This is a genomic window from Shewanella sp. ECSMB14101, from assembly GCF_000773485.1.
GTDB classification, from domain to species: domain Bacteria; phylum Pseudomonadota; class Gammaproteobacteria; order Enterobacterales; family Shewanellaceae; genus Shewanella; species Shewanella marisflavi.
The window spans coordinates 124,555-148,401 of sequence record NZ_JSFF01000004.1 but is presented as its reverse complement, the minus strand read 5'-3'; the positions used below and the strand labels follow the sequence as shown (position 1 = coordinate 148,401).

Genomic DNA, 23,847 nt, shown 5'->3' with positions numbered 1-23,847 from the left:
AAAATAAATTCAACTAAGCATATGAATTATAAGTGAACTATTTTTACTCGCTTTCTCACTAATGGGAACATTCGACTATTTAACTTCCCATAGTCATCAGCGCTCATACTTAAGAATGAGCGAATAAAAGTAAAAAAGGATGCCTTGCATCCTTTTTATAGCTTGTGTTGCGCTTAGCCTAGGGATTCAGGCACACAGACCCACCCCTGCATCAAGACTCGGGCGCTGCGACTCATGCTCACCTTTTCTACCTGCCAACGGCCAGCTTGTTCTATGGCCTTGGCACCCAACTTAAGCGTCCCAGAAGGATGGCCGAAACGCACGCTTTCGCGCTCGCCGCCACCCGCTGCCAGATTCACTAAAGTGCCGGGAATAGCTGCTGCCGTGCCAATGGCCACCGCGGCGGTTCCCATCATGGCATGATGCAGTTTGCCCATGGACAGGGCGCGCACATGCAGGTCTATCTCATCGGCCGCGATCTGCTTACCGCTAGAGGAGATATAGCCCTTAGCTGGTGCCACGAAGGCTATTTTTGGCGTGTGCTGGCGTGTTACCGCCTCATCGAGCGACTGGATCAGCCCCATTTGCAAGGCGCCGTGGGCACGAATGGTTTCAAAACGCTCAAGCGCGGCTGCATCACCATTGATCGCCTCTTGAAGTTCTGTGCCTTCGTAACCTAGCTGCTCCGCCTTTAAAAAAATGGTCGGTATCCCAGCATTGATAAAAGTGGCATCAAATACTGGCTCTCCTGGCACAACTAAGGTATCGACCAGATTGCCTGTAGGGAACATATCGCCCTCGCCATCGGCGGGATCGACAAACTCCACCAACACTTCTGCCGCAGGAAACGTAACGCCATCGAGCTCAAAATCGCCCAGTTCCTGAACCTCGCCATCCACCATAGGCACATGGGCAATGATGGTCTTGTGAATGTTTGCCTGCCAGATACGTACTACTGCGATACCGTTATTAGGCACTTTGGCACTATCCACTAAGCCCTGAGTGATCGCGAAGGCGCCAACCGCCGCGGTCAGGTTACCGCAGTTACCGCTCCAGTCGACAAAAGGCTTATCTATCGCCACCTGACCAAAAAGGTAATCGACGTCATGATCACTACGATCACTCTTAGCAAGGATCACTGTCTTACTGGTGCTCGATGTCGCACCTCCCATGCCGTCCGTGTGCTTACCATAAGGATCTGGACTGCCGATCACGCGAAGCAGTAAGGCGTCACGGGCCGGTCCGGGTTCCTGGGCATTTTTAGGCAGATCCTTTAACGCGAAAAAGACACCCTTGCTGGTGCCGCCGCGCATATAGGTAGCCGGAATTTTCATCTGTTTCATTGGGTTATCCTTTAAAAAGCGGGTAAGACGCTCTTGCCCTACCCGCCATTAACTGCCCTAAGCGTTCGCTTCGAGGAAGTCCTGCGCGAAGCGCTGCAACACGCCGCCCGCCTGATAGACCAACACCTCATCGGCAGTGTCTAGGCGACAAGTGACAGGCACTTCGATACGCTCACCGTTTTGACGGGTGATCACTAAGGTGAGATCGGCCCTCGGCGTCGGCTCGCCTAATACATCGAAAGTTTCGCTACCGTCGATGCCGTAAGTGTGACGGTTTTCACCGGCCTTAAACTCCAGCGGTAGCACGCCCATGCCAACGAGGTTGGTGCGATGAATGCGCTCGAAACCTTCGGCAACAATCGCCTCAACACCTGCCAGTCTTACGCCTTTGGCTGCCCAGTCGCGAGAAGAACCCTGACCATAGTCGGCGCCAGCAATGATGATCAGTGGCTGCTTACGATCCATATAGGTCTCGATGGCTTCCCACATACGCATCACCTCACCTTCTGGCTCGAGGCGGGTCAATGAGCCTTGCTTGACCTCACCATCCACCAGCGCCATCTCGTTGAGCAACTTAGGGTTAGCAAAGGTCGCGCGCTGGGCCGTCAAATGATCGCCCCTGTGAGTCGCATAAGAGTTAAAGTCCACCTCGGGCAGCCCCATCTTCGCCAGGTATTCACCAGCGGCGCTGCTGGCCAGAATAGCGTTTGAAGGCGACAGATGATCTGTGGTGATGTTATCCCCAAGAACCGCCAACGGACGCATGCCTTTAAGGGTACGTTCACCTGCCAAGGCGCCTTCCCAATAAGGGGGACGACGAATATAGGTGCTCTGTGGACGCCAGTCATACAGTGGGCTAACCTGCTCGCCATAGTCCACCGCCAGGTCGAACATAGGGGTATAGATATCCCTAAACTGCTGAGGCTTCACGCTCGCCTTCACGATAGCATCGATCTCTTCGTCACTTGGCCAGATATCCTTAAGACGGATAGGCTCACCCTTGTCATCATGGCCTAAGATATCTTTTTCGATATCAAACCTAATGGTACCGGCGATAGCATAGGCCACTACAAGTGGTGGCGAGGCCAAAAACGCCTGCTTAGCGTAAGGATGAATACGGCCATCGAAATTACGGTTGCCCGAAAGTACCGCCGTAGCGTATAGGTCTCGGTCGATCACCTCTTGTTGGATCACAGGATCCAGAGCGCCGCTCATACCATTACAGGTGGTGCAGGCAAAACCGACGATACCAAAGCCCAGCTGTTCCAATTCAGGCAGGAGTTCGGCATCTTTAAGATAAAGCTCTGCCACCTTGGAGCCTGGCGCAAAAGAGGTTTTCACCCAAGGCTTACGCATTAAGCCAAGCTCATTGGCCTTCTTGGCTAAGAGGCCCGCTGCAATCACGTTTCTTGGGTTACTGGTATTAGTACAGCTGGTGATGGCGGCGATGATCACCGCGCCATCTGGCATCAGCTTCTCATCTTGCTCGACCACACCGGCAATGCCTTGACTGGCCAGCTCACTGGTGGCCACCCGGCGGTGCGGGTTAGACGGCCCGGCGATGTTACGCACAACGCTTGAGAGATCGAAGGTCAGCACACGCTCATACTCAGCGTCTTTCAGGCTATCGGCCCACAGCCCCGTCGTCTTGGCGTAATTTTCCACCAGTTTAACCTGCTCGCTGTCACGGCCTGTGATGGTGAGATAGTCTATGGTTTGCTGATCGATATAGAACATACCGGCCGAAGCGCCAAATTCTGGCGTCATGTTGGAGATGGTGGCGCGATCCCCAAGAGTCAGATCCGCGGCGCCTTCACCAAAGAATTCGAGATAAGCCGAAACCACCTTCTCTTTGCGTAAAAACTCTGTCAGTGCCAGCACGATATCTGTCGCCGTAATGCCGCTTTGACGCTTACCGGTCAGCTCCACGCCGACGATATCGGGTAGACGCATGTAAGAAGGACGCCCGAGCATGACGTTTTCGGCTTCCAGACCGCCAACACCAATGGCGATAACGCCCAGCGCATCCACATGCGGCGTATGGCTGTCAGTCCCCACCAGAGTATCTGGAAATGCCACGCCATCACGAGCCTGGATCACAGGCGACATTTTCTCCAGATTGATCTGGTGCATGATGCCATTGCCGGGCTGGATCACATCGACGTTTTTAAAGGCGGTCTTGGTCCAGTTGATAAAATGGAATCTATCTTCGTTACGGCGATCTTCAATGGCACGGTTTTTCTCGAAGGCATCTTTTTCAAAGCCCGCATGCTCCACCGCCAACGAGTGATCCACAATTAACTGAGTCGGCACCACAGGGTTCACCTTGGCAGGATCGCCCCCCTTCTCGGCGATGGCATCACGCAGACCAGCCAGATCCACTAAGGCAGTCTGACCGAGAATGTCGTGGCATACCACACGCGCCGGATACCAGGGAAAGTCGAGATCGCGCTTGCGTTCAATCAGCTGACTCAAAGCATCGTTAAGTAATTCGGGTTCGCAGCGCCTGACTAGGTTTTCTGCCAGCACCTTGGCGGTATAAGGCAGTTTGTCATAGGCACCTGTGCTCAAGGCTTCGACGGCGCTGCGGGTATCAAAATAATCAAGAGAGCTGCCGGGAAGCGGTTTACGGTGTAAAGAGTTCATAGGGTTATCCACGGTGTTATGAATTAAAGCAACCAAACCAAAAACAGCCCCTGAGCCTTAAAGACAGAGGGGCTGATATCTAGGCTTATCTTTCGCTAATAGGAACCACTTTACGTGGCTCAGAACCTATATAGTCCGCGCTTGGTCTGATGATGCGGTTGTTCGCACGCTGCTCCATCACGTGAGCCGCCCAGCCTGTAAGGCGTGAGCAGACAAAGATAGGGGTAAACAGCTTAGTTGGGATCCCCATGAAGTGATAAGCCGATGCATGGAAGAAGTCGGCGTTACAAAATAGCTTCTTGGTGTCCCACATGTACTCTTCACAGGCCACAGAGATATCGTAAAGCGAGGTATCACCAAACTCTTTAGCCAGCTTTTCTGACCAGGCCTTAATAATCACGTTACGCGGATCGGACTCGCGATAGATGGCGTGGCCAAAGCCCATGATCTTCTCTTTACGCTCCAGCATGCCCGCCATCTGCACCTTGGCATCTTCTGGCGAACTGAACTTTTGGATCATCTCCATCGCCGCCTCGTTAGCGCCGCCGTGCAGTGGGCCGCGAAGCGAACCGATAGCGCCGGTAATGCAAGAGAACATATCTGACAGGGTTGAAGCACAAACGCGTGCAGTGAAGGTTGACGCGTTAAATTCATGCTCAGCATAAAGGATCAAGGACACATCCATAACGCGGCGATGTTGATCCGATGGCGTCTTACCATTAAGCAATTTCAGGAAATGACCGCCTAATGAATCTTCATCGGTGACGCAGTCGATCTCAACACCGTCATGACTGTAGCGATACCAGTAACACATGATTGCCGGAAACGCCGCCAGCAGACGATTAGCTGCCTTATGCTGTTGACTAAAATCAGTTTCTGGCTCTAGGTTACCCAGGAAAGAGCAGCCGGTACGCATCACATCCATAGGGTGGGCATCGGCTGGGATACGTTGTAATACCTCTTTAAGTAACTGAGGCAGGTCACGCATCGACATCAGCTCACTCTTGTAGGCATCCAGCTGAGCCGCGGTTGGCAGTTCGCCATTAAATAGCAGGTATGCGACCTCTTCGAAGGTGGCGTTATCAGCCAGATCAGATACATCGTAACCACAATAGGTTAAGCCTGAGCCTGATTTACCCACTGTACATAATGCTGTTTCGCCCGCACTCTGTCCGCGTAGTCCGGCGCCGCCTAATTTCTTATCTACCATAACGTCTTCCTATTATATTTTTGTCTATCCCTAGTACTGCATCATCTAGGTTGTAGGGTGAATGTGCTGTCTAGGATGCCCCTTTACCGAGGCACCTGGCTGTATTACTTATTCTTACCTTCGGCAAACAGGCTATCGAGCTTCTGCTCATACTCGTGATAACCAAGATAATCGTATAGCTCCATGCGGGTCTGCATGGTATCGAGTACCGCTTTCTGATCGCCATCGCGCAAGATAGTTTGATAAACGTTCTCAGCCGCCTTATTCATGGCTCTGAAGGCACTTAGTGGGTAAAGCACCATGGCTGCGCCCCATTGACCAAGTTGCTCACGATTCCACAGCTCGGTTTGACCAAATTCGGTGATGTTGGCCAGAATTGGCACATCTAACGCCTCGGCAAAGGCGCGGTAATGCTCTTCAGTCTTTACCGCCTCTGCGAAGATACTGTCGGCGCCGGCAGCCACATAGGCCTTGGCACGTTCGATAGCCGCTTCCAATCCTTCCTGAGCGAAGGCATCGGTGCGGGCCATGATGAAGAAATCAGGATCCGTTCGCGCATCCACTGCCGCCTTGATACGATCCACCATCTCATCTACTGAAACGATCTCTTTGTTGGGGCGATGACCACAGCGCTTTTGAGCAACCTGATCTTCCATATGTACGGCTGCGGCACCGGCTTTTTCCATATCTTTGATGGTCTTGGCAATATTAAATGCCCCACCCCAACCAGTATCGATATCAACAAGTAATGGGAGATCACACGCCGAGGTGATGCGCTGCACATCCACGATCACATCGTTTAATGAGGTCATGCCCAGATCCGGCAGACCATAAGAGGCATTTGCCACGCCGCCGCCAGAGAGGTAGATCGCCTTGTGACCGATCTGCTTGGCCATCATGGCCGTGTAGGCATTAATAGTACCGACGATTTGCAACGGCTTATTGTCGACCAATGCCTGACGGAATTTCTTTCCTGCGCTCATGCTCGCTTCCTCTTATGACTGGATGGGTGAAAGTTTGTTTCGAATATTATTTCGTGAATAGGTGATATGCCTGCGCATCAAGATCTCGGCTAGCTCTTCGTCTCGATTGGCGATCGCCTGGACGATATGCCTATGCTCATCATAGGCTGTGGTGACCCTAGGCCCCGCCATGCCAAGCTGTACGCGGTACATACGCACAAGATGATAGATACCCTCGAACAGCATAGAGATAAGGTGCTTATTCTTGCTGCCGAGTATGATGCGATAATGAAAATCCACATCACCGGCTTCCTGATAATAGGACTCCCCCTGTTTGACGTCGTCAAAATGACTTCTGAGCAGGGCTTCCAGCTCAGCAATCTCTTCATCACTCATGTTTTTGGCCGCCAGACGTGCCGCCATGCCTTCGAGGGATTCGCGGATCTCATACAGGGCCATTAAGCCCTCTTCGCTCAGTGCCACGACTCTGGCACCGACATTGGCGCGCCGTTCGACGATATGACATGACTCGAGACGATTAATCGCTTCGCGGATCACGGCTCGGCTCACACCATAAGTTGTCGACAATTCAGTCTCACTGAGTTTTGACCCGGATGCGATCACCCCTTCGACAATATCCTGCCTAAGTTGGTAGAAGGTTTTATCTGCCGTGGTGACCGGCGTTTGGCTGTATCGCGTCATGAATTATGTGATCGTCATCAAACATTTGGTTGTCGACAATATAGCCATGAAATAGGATTTTCTCAAGCCAAAACCCGATAATTGTCGACAAAAAGACTGAATTGTCGACTAAAGTCTTAAGTGGCCCACCTTAAAAAAGTCTATCTTTATGCCTCAAATCCTCGCCCCCTCTCAGCGGAAACTAACGAGTTGAACCCGACTAAGCGCACAAACACCTTGATAGGGCCATAAAGCAAGTAGGACGTACTCAGCAAACGAGTAAACAGCGGCCCGCCACCAAGATTGTCGACAAACTGGCTTGAATAAGCCAAAAACAGCGAAACTTAGAGAGAGGCTGAGCGAAACTGTGCTAACATCAGGCCATGTTTACATAATTCGCCCCAATTAATGATCGCACACTCAATCGACATTGCCGCTTTATCGCCTCAATTTCAGTTACCTCAGGTAGACCAGCTTAACGCCAATCCACACAGCCGATTACTGGGTCAGGAACGCACCCTGGATGCGTTTAACCTGCTTGCTAATACACAGGGGCAACACATGTACCTTGCCGATCACAGCGGCATAGATAGAGAGCAGCTACTCAAGGCCTTAGTTGACCATCAGGGATACAGACCGGCTCACTACCTAAACCGCCTGGCACCAGACGCTAAGTTGCAGTGGCAAACACAAGCCGGCGAAGACTGCGTCTGTGTTGCCAACACTCCCTATCGCTATCTGAGTGGCGCCATAAAGCGTCGCGATCTTATCGGCCACCTCGACGCCCATGATCCCAGTGTCTACCATCCGGGCGCCCTAGCCGACTGCGATTACCTGTTTATCTGCGCCGAATCTCTCTGGAAACGTGAGGGCCTGTGGGAACTTGTTATGGAGGCAGCCCATAAGGGTGAATATCAACTGCATTCTCGCTGGTCTTCAATTCCGCTGCACAGCAAGATAATCTTAGTGGGCAGCAGCACGCTTTATAGCATCAGTTATTTAGAAGAGCGTAACTTTCCCGCCGCCTTTCCCCTGCTGGGTGAGCTAGTAGATGAAATTTCATTGGCAGAGTTTAGTGAGCAAGATTATGGCAACTGGCTGGTCACTATCGCTGCCGCCAACCAGCTCACCTTAGATCAGTCTGCCCTGCAGCCACTGTTTACCCATAGTGCACGTCTAGCCGAACATCAACGCCACCTGAGCCTCGAAACCATAGGCATTAGTCAGCTGATGGTACAAGCCAGCCTTTATGGCAAGAGCTCTCAACTGAGCGGCGACAGCATCGAGATGGCACTGGCTCGCCACAAGGCGAGGCACAATGCCTCACAGAGTCTGTCGGCGCAGAGCTTCGACGATAACTTCATTAACCTGCCCACCCAAGGCGCCATGATTGGCCAGATCAATGGCCTGACCGTGCTGGACGCCGCCGAGTACACCTATGGCGAACCGGCGCGAATCACTGCATCGGTACATTATGGTGACGGTGAAGTCGCCGATATCGAGCGTAAGTCAGAACTGGGCGGAAACATACACGCAAAGGGTTTGATGATCCTCTCCTCTTGTTTGTATCGCATATTCGGTAAAGATGCCCCGCTGCACCTCAATGCTAATATTGTTTTCGAACAGTCATATCAGGAGATCGATGGTGACAGCGCGTCACTGGCCGAATATTGCGCGCTAATGTCTGCCATCGCCGAGCACCCCATAGAACAAGGCATTGCCGCCACAGGCGCCATAGATCAATTTGGCCAAGTGCAGGCCATCGGCGGTGTAAATGAAAAAATTGAGGGCTTTTTTGACCTGTGTCAGCGACGCGGCCTGACGGGCACCCAAGGGGTTATCATCCCAAGCTCAAACGTACAGCAGTTAAACCTGGCTGCCCAGGTCATTAAAGCCGTTGAAGATAAAGCGTTCCACCTGTACCAGGTAGAACATATCGATCAGGCCGTGGCCATCCTAATGAACAAACCTGCCGGCAGCCGTGATGAAAATGGTCAGTTTCCTGAAGAAAGCCTCTATGGCATGGTCCAGGCGCGATTGGAAGGCTTGGCGGGCTATCCCGATGAGGAACGCTCATTTTTTGCCAACTTGCTCGATAAATTGAAACTTTCTAGCTGATCGGAGTTGTTTGGCGTACACGTGTTCGCTAACCTTGGCGACTCAAATTGCTAGAGTGAAGTTAACAATGAATAAAGCTAACAGTTTCAGTAAAGAAGAATTAGTCGCCTGTGGACACGGTAACCTATTTGGCGCCAACTCGCCTCGTCTGCCTATCGACAACATGTTGATGATAGATCGCATCACTAAAATTAACGATAACGGCGGTGAGTTTGGTAAAGGTGAAATTGTTGCTGAGCTAGATATCGATCCGTCACTTTGGTTCTTTGGCTGCCACTTCGAAACCGATCCTGTTATGCCAGGTTGCCTGGGCCTAGACGCCATGTGGCAGTTGGTTGGCTTCTTCCTTGGCTGGGAAGGTGCGGAAGGTAAAGGTCGTGCACTGGGTGTTGGTGAAGTGAAATTTACCGGTCAGGTACTGCCAGATGCCAAGAAAGTCACCTACAAGTTGACTATCAAGCGCAAGGTCTATCGCAAATTAGTGATGGGCATCGCTGATGCCGTGATGGAAGTAGATGGCCGCGAGATCTATTCGGCGACAGATCTAAAGGTGGGTATCTTCACCGACACATCAAGTTTCTAAACGTTTTACCTGTTCCAGATATGAAAATGCCCTCTTAACAGAGGGCAAATATCTAAATCACTTGTTAAATAATCCGCTAAGTCGGCCATCGACACCTTCGCGCCATCCTCCGAGCCAGTGTGATTTAGAGTCCAATGTAGAATAAGGACAGTTATCCTTAGAGCGGCCACCTATCCCGGCCTGGAATCCCTTTGAAAAAGCTCTATCTAGACGATCTCGTTTTTGTCTTTTCATGCAAGCATCCTCTGTTCTTAAATCCTAAAGGCCGAAGCCTCATTGATAGAAATAGAACTTTTTCAGCACGAGATCAATCAAAAATTTCGCTTTACGCCTGGTTATTTTTTAAACTCATGAGATCATTATTTAAAAAAAATCGGGGCAAAAACCCCGACTTTTATTTCGATATGTTCTAACGAGCATTAGCCTCTAAAACGACGCCTTAGCCAAACCAGTGGAAGCACAAATAACCAAGCGAAACTTGCCGCACCTTGGCGTGTATAGTTACCATCACTTGAATTGTCATCCTCTACCACTTCACAAGCACTGCCTGAAGTGGTTGGCTTAAGTACTACCATACGTGGCAGAAAAGCCGTCACAGGCTGACCATTAGCATTAAGCAAGAATAAAGGCTTACCATTCTCACCTATCACCAGATTACCTTCAATATCAAACTGATAAGAAGGCTTACGAATAAATGCCGTGCCGACTATGGTGCCATCATCGTTAATGCTGCTCGCCTCAACGATACGAATTTCACTGTCATAAAAGAGCACATCGCCGTTGCCATCGACCACTTCAACCTTATTGCGGGCCCATTTACCTTCTCCGTCCTGTACATAGCCTTTTGACTCACAGACCAAGAGATCGTCGATAACATTGAATTCATCACTGTTCTTGTCATACAAGAAGGCGCCTTTCATGCGTGGCTTTTCCTTCTCACTGGTGACTTCAACAAAACCGACAACCTGATCTTTATTGTTGATATCCCTTGGACGAGAGCTGCGATCGGACATCACAGGGTAAAAATCATTCGGGGTTACAAAAGTGGGGTCCGCGGCATTGGTGTCTAAGTAGAAGAACTTGTCGCGCTGATAACCTTCTATATAACGACGATAGCTACCCACTAAGATACCATTATCATTGATATCATAGGCCACAGAGGAGAGCTGATCATTGGTCATCTTCACCCAGTGGTACTGGTATTGACCTTCGTTGTCCTTGGCCCAATAGGCCGCATCGAACGCCAACTTATCTTTGTCATTGTTACGATAGACGTGAGAACGACCAGCGACAACACCTTGACTGTTTATCCCTAAACCCTGAGCAGTAAACACACTGTCGGAAGTCGATTCAAGTCCCAGAGGCAGCTCGGTTGGGGTCACATCTGTGCCATCAAATTGCCACACAAAGGCGCGTGTCTGATAGAGAATACGGCGGACATTGTTACGATCTGGGTATTGTTCGTTTTGTACACACACATCTATAGGGAACTTGTCGCCTGTAATACAGTTATCGACACGAGTCTTACTGCTCTTGGCCAGATCAGTAGTGGCATAACCTGTCACCAGGTTACTGTCGTTAATCGCCGCGGCCACCGAGACGCCGCCCACGACAACATCGGTATCATCTTTGGTGTATACAGTGTAAGGCGGCACCAAAGAGATATCTGTACCATCGGCTGCCTTTAAGAAACCACGTTCCTCAAACTCGCGGTAGTACCAATATTCCTGATCTTGATTGTTGTCGTTACGCTCACCGGTAAATTCGGTTTTTTGCTCCGGTGCCGTATAGGTACCCACCTTGATACCATTGTTGTTAATGCCGTAGTAATAGGCATTGACTGAGTTAATGGTTTCAGGTTGCTCTTCATTAGTATCTTTAGGGTGCGTGGTCCCAAAAACGGAATCGAAGGTGGGAAGCCAGCTACCTGCTGCGCCGTTACCGTCAGCAGTAAAGGTAAAGTTGTTGGCTAAAATAGGGAGATTGATTGAGTAAGAGACTAACTGCTCAGGCGGAATCCCGTCTTCGATATCAATAGGGCCGTCCGAGTCTTCGTCGACTTCGAGCTTTTTCTTACCCTTAGAGATCCCAACCAGCTGATCTTGCTGATTCACAAACATACCATAACCATTAATGGTCGACTCTAAGGTGCCATTTAAGTCATAGTCTTCAATATTCTGAATCTCATAGACAGGTGCTGCGTGAGCCGTTTGCAACGCTGTGATCACCCCGGCAGCGACTAACGATAAGGCTCTATCAAACTTCAACTTCATTTATTTTTCCTATTATTCTATCGTCTATTTGAGGGCTTCAAGCTCTTCCCAACGTTCGAAACAAACTTCTAATTCCTGCTCAAGTGACGCCAACTCACTTAAACGACTGTTCACCACCTCTTGCGCCTGCGAATAGAAATCGGGCTCATTGATGACAGTCTGTAAGGCTTCTATGTCGGCTTCGAGTTGCTCCATCTTAGCCGGCAAGGCATCCAGTTCTCTTTGCAATTTATAAGACAGCTTCTTCTCAGCCTTGGCGGCGGCCTTAGTCTCGCGCTTGACTGGCTCGGCAACCTTGGGTTGGACAGCGTCCTTGGCAACTGGTTCCTCAGAATAAAATTTTGCCCCTTGCGAAACAGCATCTTGGTAACCGCCGACGTACTCGCTCCAACCGCCATTACCAGTAAACCACCAGGAACTGGTGACTGTGTTATCGATAAAGGCACGATCGTGACTGACTAACAGCAAGGTCCCCTGATAATCGGTCAGTAGCGACTCTAGCAACTCTAAGGTCTCAATATCAAGATCGTTTGTCGGTTCATCGAGAATGATCAAGTTGGCGGGTCTTAGCAAGAGACGAGCTAAAAGCAGTCGGTTTTTCTCACCACCCGAAAGTGCCTTGACTGGCGTACGGGCACGCATAGGCGAAAACAGGAAATCTTGCAGATAACTAAGAATGTGTCTGTCCTGACCGTTAATGGTCACGGTTTTCTTACCTTCGCCGACGTTGTCTTCGACAGTTTTCTCTGGATCAAGTGCCTCTCGATACTGATCGAAATAGGCAACTTCCAACTTGGTGCCAACCTTAACTTCTCCTGATTGGGCCTCAAGTTGGCCAATCAACAACTTGATAAGCGTCGATTTTCCGCAACCATTAGGACCGATAAGCGCAATTCGATCGCCTCGCATCACAGAGGTGGTAAAGTTCTTGACCAGATTTTTATCAGGCAGGTTGTAGTTAAGATCTTTGATATCAAACACCAACTTGCCCGAGCGCTCGGTATCGGCGACGGCCATCTTAGCCCCGCCCTGACGGTTAATACGCGCCATGCGTTCCATACGTAGCGCCTTAAGTGCCCGCACGCGTCCTTCATTACGTGTTCGACGCGCCTTAATCCCTTGACGGATCCAGGTTTCCTCTTCGGCAAGTTTCTTGTCGAACTGAGCGTTTTTCTCCTCCTCAACCCTGAGCCATTCAGCCTTGCCATCAAGATAGGTCTGATAGTCGCCGGGCCAAGAGGTGACCACGCCGCGATCAAGATCCACGATACGGGTCGCCATGCGCTGAATAAACCCACGGTCGTGACTGATAAACACAATCGCGCCACGATAGCTGAGCAAAAACTCTTCGAGCCATTCGATGGTATCGATATCCAAATGGTTAGTCGGCTCATCGAGCAGCAGCAGATCGGGCTCGCTCACCAAGGCTCTCGCCAAGGCAACCTTACGTTGCCAACCACCCGATAGGCTGTTTAGGCTGGCATCGGCGTCCAGGCCGAGCATCTCACAGGTCTGATTAATGCGGGTATCTAGCTGCCAGCCGTTCAGGTGGTCGAGATCAGACTGAAGACGTTCCATCTGTTTGAGCATACGCTCCATCTCATCAGCACTGGCGCTAGCGACGTCATGGGAGAGTTGATGATAGCGCTCAAGCTTTTCGCCGACCTCTTGCAGACCGGCCGAAATATAGGCGTATACCGTCCCCTGCTCTGCCTTAGGTGGATCTTGCTGTAAACGGCTGACCTTAACATCTGTTGCGATATTAAATTCGCCATCATCAAGCAGCACTTCACCACCAATGACCTTCATCAAGCTAGATTTACCTGCGCCATTTCGTCCTACAATACACACTCGCTCGCCAGCTTCTATGGTGAAATCGGCATTTTGTAATAAGGGGGTGTAGCCATAGGCCAATGAGCCGTTATTTATACGAACCAGACTCAATTTATACTCCTGTAAACTGTTGCAGCTGCTCTCGATCGAAAGGCCAATCGAGCTCTGAGCCATCTTCTTGGTTGCGCAGCACCGGGATACGAACGCCGTAACGCTCGGCTAAAACGTCATCATCACAAATATCCTGCAAGGCATAGTCGATATCTAAAGTGGCGATGATCGCCTGAGCCTGCTCACACAGGTGGCAGGCCTCGGTATGAAATAAGGTATAGGCACTCACTTTAGGCATGGGTGATCAACCAAGTATTATGAATATGGGGATTGCGTTTGTAATCCAGCGGTAGCGTCTGCTTATCCAGGTTGCTTACCGTAACCCCAAGGGCACACAAGGCGTCGATTTCCATCTTGAACTTACGCTTGTTGTTCGAAAACAGTATCTCTCCGCCCGGACGCAGCAGCTTCACCAAGGCGCTCAGCAGCTTGACATGATCCCGCTGTACATCGAAGGAGTCTTCCATCCGCTTAGAGTTTGAGAAGGTCGGCGGATCGATAAAGATAAGATCGTACTGCTGCTGGCAATCATCTATCCACTGCAGGCAGTCGCCTTGAATAAACTGATATTGCTTGCCTTTAAGGCCATTTAATTCGAAGTTGTCTTGCGCCCAATTAAGATAGGTATTAGACATATCCACGGTGGTCACCGACTTAGCGCCGCCCAGCGCGGCATGCACAGAGGCACTGCCTGTGTAGGCAAATAAGTTCAGTACGTCACGGTCTTTGGCTTTCTCGCCCACGAGTTTACGGGTTAGCCTGTGATCCAGGAACAAACCTGTATCCAAATAATCTTTCAAGTTCAGCTTAAACTTGGCGCCATATTCGGTAGTGACTAGCTCAAGCTTGGTGGCATCCAGTTTTTGGTACTGATTGGTTCCCTTTTGACGCTCGCGGGTCTTTAGAATGATCTTGTCTGGGTCGACGCCTATCGCCTGTGGCAGCACCAAGAGGACATCGGTTAGACGCCTTTTCGTCACCGCCTCTGGAATCGTCTTAGGCGCCGAATACTCCTGAATCACCACATGATCCAGATAAATATCCACGGCGACATTATACTCAGGGATGTCCGCATCATAGAGACGATAGCTGTCTATGCCCTCTCGCTGAGCCCATTTGCTAAGCTGTTTATGGTTTTTCTTAATCCGGTTAGCAAACGCGCTGGCCACCTCGCTTACCTCACCGCCTTGGCTCAATACCTGACCAGGGTCGATGCGTCGAGTGCTATTGGCGTGCAGCGTATAAAGGTTAAAAGCACATTCGAGCGCGCCATTATACATCTTCATCTGCTTGTCAGCTTTGAGCTTAAGGGCTGATAACAGCTCGATATCGCTATTGAGTACTGCCACCTGCCAACCACCGAATTCGGCCTTTAGCTTGTCACCCAACTGATAGTAGAGCTGCAAAAGCGAGGTGACATTCCCAAGGCGTTCACCATAAGGAGGGTTAGTGATTAGATAGCCCTGCTCCACAGGTGGGGTGACATTAAGCGCATTGGACACCGAAAACTCAATAAGCTCAGCCACACCGGCATTTTGGGCATTACGTTTAGCCAGTGCCACCAGGCGCGAATCGATATCCGAGCCATAAAATTTAAGGTCACAGCGCTTCACACCCATAGAGGCGCGAGCCTTGGCTTCACTAAGCAGTTCCTGCCACACGCCATCTTGATGGCGCAACCAGTGGTCGAAACCAAAACGACGACGCTGCAGCGCCGGTGCGATATCACAGGCCATCATTGCCGCTTCAATCAAGATAGTACCGCTGCCACAAAAGGGGTCGAGCAGATCTTTAGGAGCTTGCTGCCAACCACTACGAACTAACATATTTGCAGCCAGATTTTCCTTGAGGGGCGCCTCACCTGTTGTCGCGCGATAACCACGTTGATGCAACGCAGGGCCAGAGAAGTTAACCCCTAAGGTGATTTGACCCCGGCGAAAATGGGCGTCTATCTTGAAGTCTGCATCGACACGAGCCACATCTGGTCGCGGGCAACCATCGTCACGAAAACGGTCAACTACCGCATCTTTAACCTTTAGCGCGCCAAATTGTGAGTTTTTAATAAAACCACCGACACCATGAAAATCTATGCTAAAGCTGCTCTTATTAGAAAAATGTGTTTGCCAGTCTATGCAATAAGCCGCGTTATAAAGCTGCTCAGGTGTTTCGCACGGGCCTTTGTAGATCACTAAGATGATACGGCTGGCCAGGCGTGACCAAAGCGTAATGCGGTAAGCTAATTCCAGCGACGCTGAAAAATAAACGCCGGCAACACTTTCTTTTATTTCCGTAGCGCCAAGTTCTGCCAACTCAAGGGACAACGCGTATTCATAGCCTCTTGGGGCTGCAGCAAAAAAATTTAACATGGATAGATAGACACACTTCAAAAATCAATCCGTCATTATACCTTGTCCACAGATTAAATGATAAAAAGTTCTGTCAGATGAGTGCCTAAAATTTCGCTGCGTGATCAATAAGCCCGCACTCTGTTGGATAAATAAACGCTTAACACCAAATCCTCGATTGTTACTTGCATTGCTCGTCTCATATCGATATAGTTCGCCCCGTTTTGACGCAGAGAGCACTGACTTAACCCAGGTAACATGAGTTAACTTAGCATCAAGTTCGAAAGTCAAAGTGTGTTAGAGAGGATAATATCGCTCTAAATACGGACGCGGGATGGAGCAGTTTGGTAGCTCGTCGGGCTCATAACCCGAAGGTCGTCGGTTCAAATCCGGCTCCCGCAACCAATTTCTTTTGTAGCAAGAATCAAAACAACTACAGCGTTTCTTACGGACGCGGGATGGAGCAGTTTGGTAGCTCGTCGGGCTCATAACCCGAAGGTCGTCGGTTCAAATCCGGCTCCCGCAACCAATTTCTAATGAAATAACTTTTCTAAACACTCCCTTGTTTAAATGCCTTTCACAACAACCTAAAGTAAAATGCTTGGCTGCCCTACACCAATCGGGCCGTTTCAAAATTTTCTGCATGCTCAAAAACCAATATCCGGTTAAAAAATAATCTATAGCCGTTAACTGTTTTCTCGCGCTTTAATTTACCTTAGCGAGCAGGCCCTTCTATAAAGGCCTTCTATAAAGAATATGGGGGTTGTCGATTTTATAAGCATTAAGCGAGCAAAACGTGAGAGGTAGATTTAATCTATAGATCGGAAAAATGATTTACGAGCAATCACTGTAATAAAATAAATTGATCAAAAAACAGACATAAAAATAGGGAGCATCTGCTCCCTAAATAAATCTTGAAATTTTTTAAGCTGCCGCGATCTGACGATTGACTTTTAATGGATGCAATCTATCATTCATCACTTTAATGCAGTCAAACTGGCGCATCGTCTTACTGTCACTCAACTGCAGCTGGGGTGATAACAGCATAACCAGGGAGGCCTGAATATTCGATTCGACCACTAAAACCTGTACCACTTCCCCTTGGCATTTCAACTGAAAAACCTTGCCAAGCTCACTGTAAACACACACCGCCGATGTATCAAAAAACCATGACTTAGGCATCTGTGGCTTTAACAAATAATGAGCCGCTGTTGCGTTCAACGCCAACTGAACCCTCACCGCATCGGCAATATTTAAAGACTTTCCAATACGCTCAATAAATTCGATATAGAACTTGGCATGTTCTACACTAAATTCCGTCGTTGCCAAGGCATCTGGAATAAGTGCTTTCGTTTGATAGGGAGTCAGAAATTCCATATCCGAACCTAACGAAACGCTTAATACCCCATACGAATCGTTATATATCCATTGCCAATCCCTTTGTGGCATTAATAACATAACGTGTACCTATATACCTTAATACAGCTCGATAATAGATTATATTTCACCCAATATCAAAAAAAATTTTACAAATATGATATAGATAACAACATGTTATATTGATCTAACGCGATCTAAATAAGATCGCGCGATCGTTTTGAGATCTAAATAAGATCTTATTTATTTTTTACGCGATATGCGTCGACGATCTCTTTAATTAATTCTGGGCCGCGATAAATAAAACCAGAATAAATTTGTACCATAGTCGCTCCTGCATCCAATTTATCAAATGCATCCTCCGCACTATTAATACCACCAACACCAATAATAGGTACTTGGCCATTAAGACAAACCGCTAACTGTTTGATCACTTTAGTTGATAATGAATTCAATGGCTTACCGCTCAAACCACCGGCTTCATTAGAATTAACCAAACCACTAACACCATCACGTGTCAGGGTCGTGTTGGTGGCAATGGCACCATCAAACTCATTACGGATCAAAGATTCAGCAATCTTTTCAATTTCTTCAGGTTGCAGATCCGGGGCAATTTTTAATGCGATCGGCACATACTTACCATGCTGCTCGGCAAGATCCTTTTGCTTGGCTTTTAATGATCCAAGGAGATCATCAAGCAGGTCTCCATACTGTAAACTGCGCAGGCCAGGAGTGTTAGGCGAGGAGATATTCACGGCAATATAGGCCGCATAGGGATACACCTTGTCCATACAGATAAGGTAATCTTCCTTGCCCTGCTCTACCGGCGTGTCCTTATTTTTACCTATATTCACCCCAACCATGGCGCCAGACTTAGCCGCTTTTAGATTGGCCACCAAGTTATCAACACCTTTGTTGTTAAAACCCATACGGTTAATGATCGCCTTAGCCGGCTTCAAACGAAACAAACGTGGCAAGTCATTCCCAGGTTGAGGTCTCGGTGTAACAGTACCAACCTCTATATGTCCAAAGCCCATCGCATGGAACGCATCGATACATTCACCATCTTTATCCATGCCGGCAGCAAGTCCGACAGGATTTGGAAACGTAAGCCCCATAAACTCTACCGGCGCAGCTTGCAGCTTCTGCGCGTAAAAGCAGTTTAACGGCGAATTCGCAGTTGATTTCAGACTACCTATAGCTAAGTTGTGCGCCTTCTCTGGGTCCATCTGAAACATCACTTTCTGTGCGATTTTGTAAAACATGCATTCTCCTAGACCGAAAAAAGCCCCGGCATTTGCCAGGGCTGATGACTATATTTTAGTTTTATGATTAACCTTCACAATGAAGGATCAACAGATTTAGCTCACGTAGGGCGACTGAGAACTTAGCAAACTCATGAGTCTGCGAGGTCTTAAAGTCTGCAAGCATGTGGAACCATCTTTCCAATAAGCCCTGATTGGATTCGACCCACTGTTCAATAATGGCATCAGCGTCACAAACCGATGTGCAAGTACGTAACACCGCTGAACTCAGTGAACGTTGCTGCCAATCAAGCTCTTCCCTAAATGCCGCTCGCGCCAACGCTTGCCAATGGTTCGCCACTGGTTGTGCGCTGATCTGCTCAAGGAACCAGTGCAGGTCGATGCGCGCGCCAAGTTTATAGTAAGTCTCGGCAACTAAGGCTACCGGCTTATCTTCCAACTCAGCAATTTGCGAGATATCCAAGGCAGAGAACAGCGTACTCATATTAACGACATCAGTCGCTACCTGCTCTGGCACACCCTCTCTCACTAGGGCAGCGATCTCGGCGCGTATACCGTTGACTTCATCTTCCACCATATATTGGTGGACATTTTGACGAAGCTCTTGGAATACAGGGCTGAAGAAGGCCACTACCTGTTCAATCGTCTGGTTACGATTACGATGACGTAAGAACCAACGACATGCGCGGCGTAGATTACGACGCAATTGGTGTAGCATCTCACCCTGAACAACCGCAGGGACCACACCATTTAGCGCCGTGATCGATTTAGTTAATTCAGCTAAACCAAATACTTCACGTGCCATAGTGTAGCAGATCGCTGCTTCAGCGACTGAGGCACCAGTCTCATCTTTCATACGCTGTACGAAATTTAATCCCATATCGTTGACCAACTCGTTGGCCAACGAAGTCGCGATAATTTCAGCTCGCAGCGGATGAGTCACCATACGGTCGCTATACTTCTCTTGTAGCTGACGCGGGAAATACTCAATCAACAGCTGACTCAAGAATGTATCGTCAGTAATTTCCGGTGTCAGCAACTGCTCTTTCAATACCATCTTGGCGTAAGCCACTAATACCGACAGTTCAGGACGAGTCAGTGCCTTGCCATTAGCTAAGCGCTCTGCCAGCTCATCATCAGTTGGCAGGAACTCTAAGGCTCTGTCGAGCTTGTCTTCTTTTTCCAAGTAATGGATGAAGCGGATCTGCTCTTTCAACTGCTCGGCTCCGCGCACCTGAGTCACAGAGATGGTACGGGTCTGATCCTTACAGTCTTGCAGTACGATGCGGCTGACTTCGTCAGTCATCTCAACCAACAGACGATTACGCTGTTTCACCGTCATCTCACCTTCGGCCACCATAGCGTTTAGCAAGATCTTGATGTTAACTTCGTTGTCCGAACAGTCCACACCACCCACGTTATCCACGAAGTCGGTGTTCATACGGCCGCCGTTTGCAGCATATTCGATACGACCAAGCTGAGTACAACCTAAGTTACCCCCCTCGCCTATGATGCGAGCCTGAACTTCTTTACCGTTAACACGCAGCGCGTCGTTGGCACGGTCGCCTACTTCAGCATGAGTTTCGCTGGTAGCCTTAATATAAGTACCGATACCACCGTTCCAGATCAGATCCACCTTCATCTTCAGCAGCTCTTTAAGCAGCTCGTTAGGTGTCATAGATGCTTTCTTAGTATCCAGCATCTTCTTCATCTCTGGTGTCAGTGTGATTGACTTGGCCGAGCGCAGGAAGATGCCACCACCCTTTGAGATAAGGTCTTTGTTGTAATCTTCCCAGCTAGAACGCGGCATTTCGAACAGACGTGCACGCTCTTTGTAGCTGATCGCCGCGTCCGGATTAGGGTCGATGAAGATATGCATATGGTTGAAGGCTGTCACCAGACGGGTGTGCTCAGAGAGCAGCATACCGTTACCAAATACGTCACCGGCCATGTCACCAATCGCCAAACAGGTGAAATCAGTTGTCTGGCAGTCGATACCAATTTCGCGGAAGTGGCGTTTAACCGATTCCCATGCACCACGTGCCGTGATACCCATCTTCTTATGATCGTAACCGTTGCTACCACCAGATGCGAAGGCGTCACCTAACCAGAAGCCATACTCTTCAGAGATAGCGTTAGCGATATCTGAGAAGGTCGCGGTGCCTTTATCGGCCGCCACAACCAAATATGGATCGTCTTCATCATGACGTACCACATTAATAGGAGGAACGATTTCACCTTCGACAATATTGTCAGAGATATCCAGCAGTCCGCGGATAAACAGGCGGTAACATTCTTGACCTTCGGTAAAGAAGGCATCGCGTCCACCGTCTGTTGGCAGTTGCTTACAAACGAAGCCACCCTTGGCACCTACAGGGACGATTACTGTGTTCTTCACCTGCTGGGCTTTCACCAGACCCAACACTTCAGTACGGAAATCTTCACGACGATCTGACCAGCGCAGACCACCACGAGCCACCTTACCACCACGAAGGTGAACCCCCTCTACTCTTGGAGAGTATACAAAGATCTCAAACTTCGGCAGCGGACGTGGCATTTCTGGGATCTCTTCAGGCGAGAACTTAAATGACACGTAAGGCTTGTTACTACCATCTGGCAGCACCTGATAGAAGTTGGTACGCAGCGTTGCATTGATCAGATCCAGGTAACGACGAATGATACGGTCGTCATCCAGGCTAGACACATCTTCCAGACGCATATCAATCTGCTCAACAAACTTAGCTAAAGTACGAGTCTTAAGCTTAGGGTTGAACTTACGGATAAACATCTTCACCAGAAGATCGGCTATCTGCGGGTAGCAACTGAAGGTCTCTTCGATATACGCCTGACTAAAGGTCGCATCGATTTGACGCATATATTTTGCGTAGGCACGTAGCACTGAAACTTCACGGCCCGATAAGCCAGTAGCCAGAACCAGACGGTTAAAGCCGTCATCTTCAAGCTCTTTACGCCAAACCTGTGATAATGCTGTCTGGAATCTATCCTGGCTATCGGCCAAATTATCGACCGCAGCACCTTGTACCGTCATCAAGAAGTCCAAGATCCAGAAAGTTGCACCATCTGCGGTGATCACTTCATAAGGACGCTCATTGATCACACGTAGGCCGAAATTTTCCAGCATAGGCAATACGTCAGATAGATGGATCGGCTCATCTTTATGGAACAGCTTTAGACGGACTTTGTTGTCTTTTAATGCCGTTTCCTGTGGCTGATAGAAGAGCATGCCCAGTTTATGGTCATCGTCAAGCGCCTCTAAGTGCTCGACATCAACCACGGCTGAGCTAGGCAACACATCTTCTTTATAGCTACGGGGGAACGCATTAACATAACGCTTCACCAAACGGTTACCCGACTCTTCGCCTTGGGCAGTGATCAGCGCTGTGTTTAACTTATCTTCCCATGAACGCGCAGCTTCAATTAGATTGTTTTCGATGGCAGCCACATCTACATCCGTAATATTATTTTCAACTTTGACTATGTAATGAGTACGCGCGAGCGTTGACTCAGAAAAATAAGTCGTAAATTCAACATCTTCTTTAGTATTGAAGTGTCGAGCCAAGATACGCTGAGTATCTTCACGCAGCTTAGTGTTGTATCTGTCCTTAGACACATACACCAGGCAAGAGAGAAAACGGCCAAAGCCATCTTTACGAACAAATAGCTTAAGCTTGTCGCGATCTTGCATCTCAAGCACGCCGCGGGCCATGTTAGCCAGTTCAGTTTCGCGCGCCTGAACAATCTCGTCTCTTGGCAAGGTTTCGAGAATATGCATCAAAGCCTTGTAGTCATGAGAGTGTGGCGTCAGGCCAGAGTCGTCGAGCACACGCTGGATCTTCTCTGCCAGCAGCGGGATCTCACGTGGGCTGCGGTTGTAAAGATTAGAGGCGTACAGACCGATGAATCTATCTTCACCTATCACATTGCCTTGCTCGTCAAATCGCTTAATACCGATATAATCAACATATGCAGGACGGTGAACACGGCTCTTCTCTGTGCTCTTGGTCAGAATAAGTAAGCTGCTATCCAGCGCTTCCTTACGAGCAGAATCAGACAAGCTAGAAAGCATCAAGCCTTTAGTATTCTTAGGTTTTCCCGGTACATTCATCAAGCCAAGACTGGTCTCGTTTGCCGGTACCAGTTCAAGATCACCTTCCACCTTATGCAGGTCGTAACGACGATAGCCCAACAAGGTAAAGTGATGATTGTTAAGGTAAGTTAAGAAGTTAATCGCTTCATCTAACTCACGCTTCTCACCAGGAAAAGGACGGTCTGGCAGCTCGGCAATGGTCTCGGTCAACTTGTTAGACATAGCCTGCCAATCGTTAACCGAAGCGGCGACATCACCCAGAACAGACTGAATCTCTTTCTCAAGGCTCTTGATATCAGCGTCGCTGCTGAGTCTATCGATCTCAATCAGGAACACAGCCACTCTATCGTTATGCTCGTCCTTATCGTCGTTATAGCTGACACTAGTGATGTCGCCTTGCTCACGCTTCACGGTCAAAGGCGTATGCAGCATCATATGGGTAGTGATCCCCATACGGTTTAGCGCCATCCCCACAGAGTCAACCAAGAAAGGCATATCAGGTTGAATCACCTCGATAATCGAGTGGGATGATTTCCAACCATGCTTAGATTGACTCGGATTAAACACGCGAATATGGGTCTCGCCAACAGGCGTTTTGTTCGCGGCATTCCAGAGACTGAGTACGGCGCCGTAAAGATCACTGTCATTGCGGTGTTGCAAGTCATCTTTCGACATATGGGCATAAATACAAGTTGCGAACTGTTCAACTTGTTTGGCTTGTGTATTGGGAACTTTGGAGTGAATGAGGCTGACTACGTTCTCAAGTAGTACTGAAGGCATTGCATCTTTCAAGGCCATGTTGCTGTTTCCTTTAGGGTCTATGGCAGCGTTTTTGTAATTTTATGGATGCTTGAGCATATGACAGGCCAAATCTAATTATGTGACCTAAGTCATAGCGCGAAGTTTATTACTAAATGTGCCAATTTTCGAGAACTATTTTAGTGGTAGATCCTCATCCCTTGGGGTTTTGCGGCCATATGGAAGCTCATGAT

At 49.0% G+C, this 23,847-nt stretch carries 15 protein-coding genes and 2 tRNA genes; 4 read left to right on the top strand and 13 right to left on the bottom strand.

Annotated elements, in window-relative coordinates; translation table 11 throughout:
* Positions 1-173: 173 nt before the first annotated feature.
* From prpF to NY07_RS05505, 5 genes are all read right to left on the bottom strand, one after another.
* The gene (prpF, locus tag NY07_RS05525) at positions 174-1,343 is read right to left on the bottom strand and encodes a 2-methylaconitate cis-trans isomerase PrpF (protein WP_033538349.1); all 1,170 of its coding nucleotides are present in this window, start codon (positions 1,341-1,343) and stop codon (positions 174-176) included.
* Between the two features lie 57 nt (positions 1,344-1,400).
* Complete coding sequence (gene acnD, locus NY07_RS05520; RefSeq protein WP_033538348.1) at positions 1,401-3,989, bottom strand: Fe/S-dependent 2-methylisocitrate dehydratase AcnD; 2,589 nt, start codon at positions 3,987-3,989, stop codon at positions 1,401-1,403.
* An 85-nt stretch (positions 3,990-4,074) separates the two neighbouring features.
* Positions 4,075-5,199 carry a bifunctional 2-methylcitrate synthase/citrate synthase gene (gene prpC, locus NY07_RS05515; RefSeq protein ID WP_033538347.1) on the bottom strand — a complete coding sequence of 375 codons (1,125 nt, stop codon included), beginning with the start codon at positions 5,197-5,199 and terminating at the stop codon, positions 4,075-4,077.
* Positions 5,200-5,303: 104 nt separating this feature from the next.
* Positions 5,304-6,182: a methylisocitrate lyase gene (prpB, locus tag NY07_RS05510; RefSeq protein WP_033538346.1), complete on the bottom strand. Its 879-nt coding sequence runs from the start codon at positions 6,180-6,182 to the stop codon at positions 5,304-5,306.
* A 12-nt stretch (positions 6,183-6,194) separates the two neighbouring features.
* Positions 6,195-6,863 carry a GntR family transcriptional regulator gene (locus tag NY07_RS05505; RefSeq protein WP_033538345.1) on the bottom strand — a complete coding sequence of 223 codons (669 nt, stop codon included), beginning with the start codon at positions 6,861-6,863 and terminating at the stop codon, positions 6,195-6,197.
* A gap of 387 nt (positions 6,864-7,250) precedes the next feature.
* Between NY07_RS05505 and NY07_RS05500 the strand changes: the two genes are divergently transcribed.
* Both NY07_RS05500 and fabA read left to right on the top strand, forming a co-directional pair.
* Positions 7,251-8,960 (top strand): S16 family serine protease, encoded by a 1,710-nt coding sequence (locus NY07_RS05500; RefSeq protein ID WP_033538344.1) that lies wholly within the window; start codon positions 7,251-7,253, stop codon positions 8,958-8,960.
* Between the two features lie 67 nt (positions 8,961-9,027).
* A complete protein-coding gene (gene fabA, locus NY07_RS05495; RefSeq protein ID WP_033538343.1) occupies positions 9,028-9,543 on the top strand; it encodes a bifunctional 3-hydroxydecanoyl-ACP dehydratase/trans-2-decenoyl-ACP isomerase in 516 nt (171 codons plus the stop codon).
* Positions 9,544-9,600: 57 nt separating this feature from the next.
* Here the strand turns inward: fabA and rmf are convergent, their stop codons facing one another.
* From rmf to rlmKL, 5 genes are all read right to left on the bottom strand, one after another.
* Positions 9,601-9,777 carry a ribosome modulation factor gene (gene rmf / locus NY07_RS19145; RefSeq protein WP_011865614.1) on the bottom strand — a complete coding sequence of 59 codons (177 nt, stop codon included), beginning with the start codon at positions 9,775-9,777 and terminating at the stop codon, positions 9,601-9,603.
* Between the two features lie 185 nt (positions 9,778-9,962).
* The gene (locus NY07_RS05490) at positions 9,963-11,816 is read right to left on the bottom strand and encodes a DUF3466 family protein (protein ID WP_033538342.1); all 1,854 of its coding nucleotides are present in this window, start codon (positions 11,814-11,816) and stop codon (positions 9,963-9,965) included.
* A 24-nt stretch (positions 11,817-11,840) separates the two neighbouring features.
* On the bottom strand, positions 11,841-13,760 hold the full coding sequence (locus tag NY07_RS05485) for an ABC transporter ATP-binding protein (protein ID WP_033538341.1): 1,920 nt from the start codon (positions 13,758-13,760) through the stop codon (positions 11,841-11,843).
* Between the two features lies 1 nt (position 13,761).
* Positions 13,762-13,998 (bottom strand): glutaredoxin family protein, encoded by a 237-nt coding sequence (locus NY07_RS05480; protein WP_033538340.1) that lies wholly within the window; start codon positions 13,996-13,998, stop codon positions 13,762-13,764.
* A complete protein-coding gene (gene rlmKL, locus NY07_RS05475; protein WP_033538339.1) occupies positions 13,991-16,126 on the bottom strand; it encodes a bifunctional 23S rRNA (guanine(2069)-N(7))-methyltransferase RlmK/23S rRNA (guanine(2445)-N(2))-methyltransferase RlmL in 2,136 nt (711 codons plus the stop codon). The genes NY07_RS05480 and rlmKL overlap by 8 nt, the downstream gene beginning before the upstream one ends.
* Positions 16,127-16,433: 307 nt before the next feature.
* Between rlmKL and NY07_RS05470 the strand changes: the two genes are divergently transcribed.
* A tRNA-Met gene (locus NY07_RS05470) sits at positions 16,434-16,510 on the top strand.
* 47 nt (positions 16,511-16,557) lie between these two features.
* Positions 16,558-16,634: transfer RNA gene (locus NY07_RS05465), tRNA-Met, on the top strand.
* 395 nt (positions 16,635-17,029) lie between these two features.
* Here the strand turns inward: NY07_RS05465 and NY07_RS05460 are convergent.
* The 3 genes from NY07_RS05460 to NY07_RS05450 all read right to left on the bottom strand — a co-directional run bounded on the left by NY07_RS05460 (position 17,030) and on the right by NY07_RS05450 (position 23,653).
* Complete coding sequence (locus tag NY07_RS05460) at positions 17,030-17,563, bottom strand: cell division protein ZapC (RefSeq protein WP_033538338.1); 534 nt, start codon at positions 17,561-17,563, stop codon at positions 17,030-17,032.
* A 158-nt stretch (positions 17,564-17,721) separates the two neighbouring features.
* On the bottom strand, positions 17,722-18,747 hold the full coding sequence (gene pyrD, locus NY07_RS05455) for a quinone-dependent dihydroorotate dehydrogenase (protein ID WP_033538337.1): 1,026 nt from the start codon (positions 18,745-18,747) through the stop codon (positions 17,722-17,724).
* 67 nt (positions 18,748-18,814) lie between these two features.
* Positions 18,815-23,653: an NAD-glutamate dehydrogenase gene (locus NY07_RS05450; protein WP_033538336.1), complete on the bottom strand. Its 4,839-nt coding sequence runs from the start codon at positions 23,651-23,653 to the stop codon at positions 18,815-18,817.
* Positions 23,654-23,847 lie beyond the last annotated feature (194 nt).